Raw genomic sequence first — 3,040 nt, forward strand, 5'->3', positions numbered from 1 at the left:
TTTTGGTATATTTAACCTCTTATGGAGCAGGGCCTCATTTTCCTTCTTGGCCCCCGATATTTATTGACTCATACACGTATTAAGCGTCATTCCAATCTGTCAACCCATACCCAACTTAACACAAATTATTGGTCTTTAGTAAATATGTGGGGGGGTAATTTTATATATGAAAAATGGTCATAAAATTATAATAACGATTTTAGCAGTGGCAATGGCTCTTTTTCATATTTATACTTCCGCATTTGGAATGTATACAGCTTTAATTCAACGAGGAATGCACCTTATGTTTGTGCTTGCTCTCATTTTTTTAATTTTTCCAGTTAAAAAGGGGGTGTCAAGAAAAAATATACCTCTTTATGATTATATATTAAGTCTCCTAGGGTTTGTTGTAGGAGCATATATAGTAATTAACTATAATGCTATAGTCTTAAGAGAGGGTCAAGCTACGCAATTGGATATTATAATGGGAGTTGTGGCTATTATTTTGGTTCTTGAAGCAACCCGCAGAACGCTGGGATTACCTTTGGTGATTATTGGAGTAATTTTTTTGATCTATGCTTTTGCTGGACCACATATGCCTGGAGCATTAATACACCGGGGTTATGATATCCAAAGGGTTGCCTATCAAATGTACATGACCACATCCGGTATCTTCGGGATTCCATTTGGTGTAAGTGCTACCACAATAGCAATGTTTATAATTTTCGCTTCGTTTATCAATAAGACCGGGGGAGGTAAGTATTTTGTAGATTTGGCGTTTTCTATTGCCGGGAGAACTAGAGGCGGTCCGGCTAAAGCTGCTGTTATAGGTAGTTGTATAATGGGTTCTATAACAGGCGCTGCTGTGGCCAATGTTGCTGCGACAGGAACTTTTACTATTCCCTTGATGAAAAGAACTGGCTATAAGCCGCATATTGCCGGGGCAATTGAAGCAGTGGCTTCGACAGGGAGTCAAATAATGCCCCCAATCATGGGGAGTGCAGCGTTTATTATGGCAGAAATGGCGGAAATACCCTATTCAAGTATTATGGTTGCTGCACTTATTCCCGCTCTATTTTATTATTTTTCTTTATTCCTTGCGGTAGATATTGAGGCAGCAAAACATGGCTTAAAAGGGTTAACAAAAAAAGAATTACCCCCTTTAAAAAAAAAGTTTAATAAATAGCTTAATATTACTTGTTTCAATTGGTGTTTTAATTATCTTTTTGATAATGGGATTTTCACCCACAAACGCTGCTTTTAAAGCATTAGTTGTGCTTTTAATATTAAGTATGCTTAAAAAAGATACCAGATTAAGTTTTAAAGATATTATTGATGCTCTTGAAAAAGGTGCAAGGGATATTTTGGGAGTTGCTGCTGCAACCGCATGCGCCGGTATAATAATAGGTGTATTGACATTAACTGGTCTTGCTGTTAAATTAAGCTCTATGATAATTCAATTATCTGGAGGTAATCTGTTTATATTATTATTCTTGGCTATGATTGTATCAATTATATTAGGCATGGGATTGCCAACCGCGGCTTGTTATGTTTTATTAGCTGCTTTAGTTGTTCCTGCGCTAATTGAATTTGGTGTGCCGGTTCTTGCTGCCCATTTATTCGTATTTTTCTTTGGTGTAATTTCAGCAATTACTCCACCGGTTGCATTAGCGGCATATACGGCCGCTGGAATTGCGGAGTCTAATCCTATGTCAGTAGGTGTTAATGCTTTCAAAATCGGGGCGGTGGCCTTTTTTGTTCCTTATGTGGGTGTTTATAATCCGGCTTTTATTTTAGACGGTTCATTTTTACAAGTTATCAAGGTTGTCATGACAAGTTTGGTTGGTTGTTCAGCATTAGTTTTCTGTGTCCAAGGTTATTTATTTAAGAAACTTTCCTTACCAATGAGATTTTTATTGTTAATATCAGCATTAACTTTAATAGATCCAAAATTAACTACCGATTTTATTGGAATTGCAATTTATGCTATAGTTGTCTTATTTCAGAAGTTTATTCAAAATAGTAGTAATTAATATTATTTTAAAAACATTTTAAAATAAGTGCTAGGATATAATATGTCAACAGTAAATTTTAAGAAGCACTTCCCCTTCTCAATGCCAAGAAGACAAGAAAGCGATAGGCAGTACTCCCCATCGAAAAGGTGGCCTGACTTTTTATTTTTCCGAGAAAGATTGTCAGCGATGTCCTCGAAAAAATTCGTGCCTTAGTTAGTCGGAGACCCGCAAACGCGTTTATGTCAGGCCGGAAGTATTTGAAAACCGACCTCGTGGCATAAAGCGCGCGATGCGGGTGTGAAAGACGATTGAACGGGTATTTGGCGAAGCGAAAACCTGGCACCGGATGATGAGAGCCCGGTATCGTGGACTAGAGCGAGTAGCCATCCAGGTGCTTATGACCTCTATATGCCTAAATGCGAAGAAAATGGCGCAGAGGGCTAAATTAGAACCGGAAATCGCCGGAAAGATGATATAGATGATGATATAGATCAGGGAATACTGACTGCCAATATGATTGTAGTGACACGGATTTAGTCAAAATCAGGTAATCTCTGTAAGCCTACAGTTTCAACGGTTGCCGGGTTTTTCAGAGATCTCGTTATACCTACTCTTCTACACAGCTCGGCTACGGTTTCCTGACCCTTCAGGCCTTCCACGACAATTTCCATTTTGGCCTGGGCGGTCCAACGCTTACGTTTGTTGGGTGTTTTGATGTCGCTCATTCTTCATACCTCCTGACTTAACATTTCGGGATGAGCGGACGTCTTTCCTCCGTTAGGTAAGTGTCAACCCCTCCACGGGGTCATTATAGATTACTGAACCTTTGACTGGAATCAATCCTATTTTAGTAACTTTTGCAGGGGTAATATTATTAGGCCTACCGGGGATAGAAATCATCCAAAAAAAGGATTTAGATGCTGTTGATTGGGATACTTTGCGTATTCCGGTCAAATTGGATACCGATTCCGATTCAAACTGGACGGCTAGTCCGGTTTAAACTGGACGCTCGTTCCGATTTAAACTGGACAGTTATTCCGGTTTAA

General features: G+C 39.0%; 4 protein-coding genes. 3 read left to right on the forward strand and 1 reads right to left on the reverse strand.

Translation table 11 applies throughout. The features are described 5' to 3' along the window. Window positions 1-166: 166 nt before the first annotated feature. The 3 genes from KKC1_RS17035 (at window position 167) to KKC1_RS17445 (ending at window position 2,472) form a co-directional block, all read left to right on the forward strand. Window positions 167-1,165 (forward strand): TRAP transporter permease, encoded by a 999-nt coding sequence (locus tag KKC1_RS17035; protein WP_088553796.1) that lies wholly within the window; start codon window positions 167-169, stop codon window positions 1,163-1,165. 4 nt (window positions 1,166-1,169) lie between these two features. Next, a complete protein-coding gene (locus tag KKC1_RS17040) occupies window positions 1,170-2,012 on the forward strand; it encodes a TRAP transporter permease (protein ID WP_272946662.1) in 843 nt (280 codons plus the stop codon). 289 nt (window positions 2,013-2,301) lie between these two features. Continuing rightward, a complete protein-coding gene (locus KKC1_RS17445) occupies window positions 2,302-2,472 on the forward strand; it encodes a transposase (protein WP_143288703.1) in 171 nt (56 codons plus the stop codon). A 55-nt stretch (window positions 2,473-2,527) separates the two neighbouring features. On the opposite strand, the gene KKC1_RS07190 is transcribed toward KKC1_RS17445, so the two are convergent. Next, on the reverse strand, window positions 2,528-2,719 hold the full coding sequence (locus KKC1_RS07190; protein WP_088553799.1) for a transposase: 192 nt from the start codon (window positions 2,717-2,719) through the stop codon (window positions 2,528-2,530). Window positions 2,720-3,040: the final 321 nt, after the last annotated feature.

Source organism: Calderihabitans maritimus (assembly GCF_002207765.1).
In the GTDB taxonomy this organism is placed as follows: Bacteria; Bacillota; KKC1; order Calderihabitantales; family Calderihabitantaceae; genus Calderihabitans; species Calderihabitans maritimus.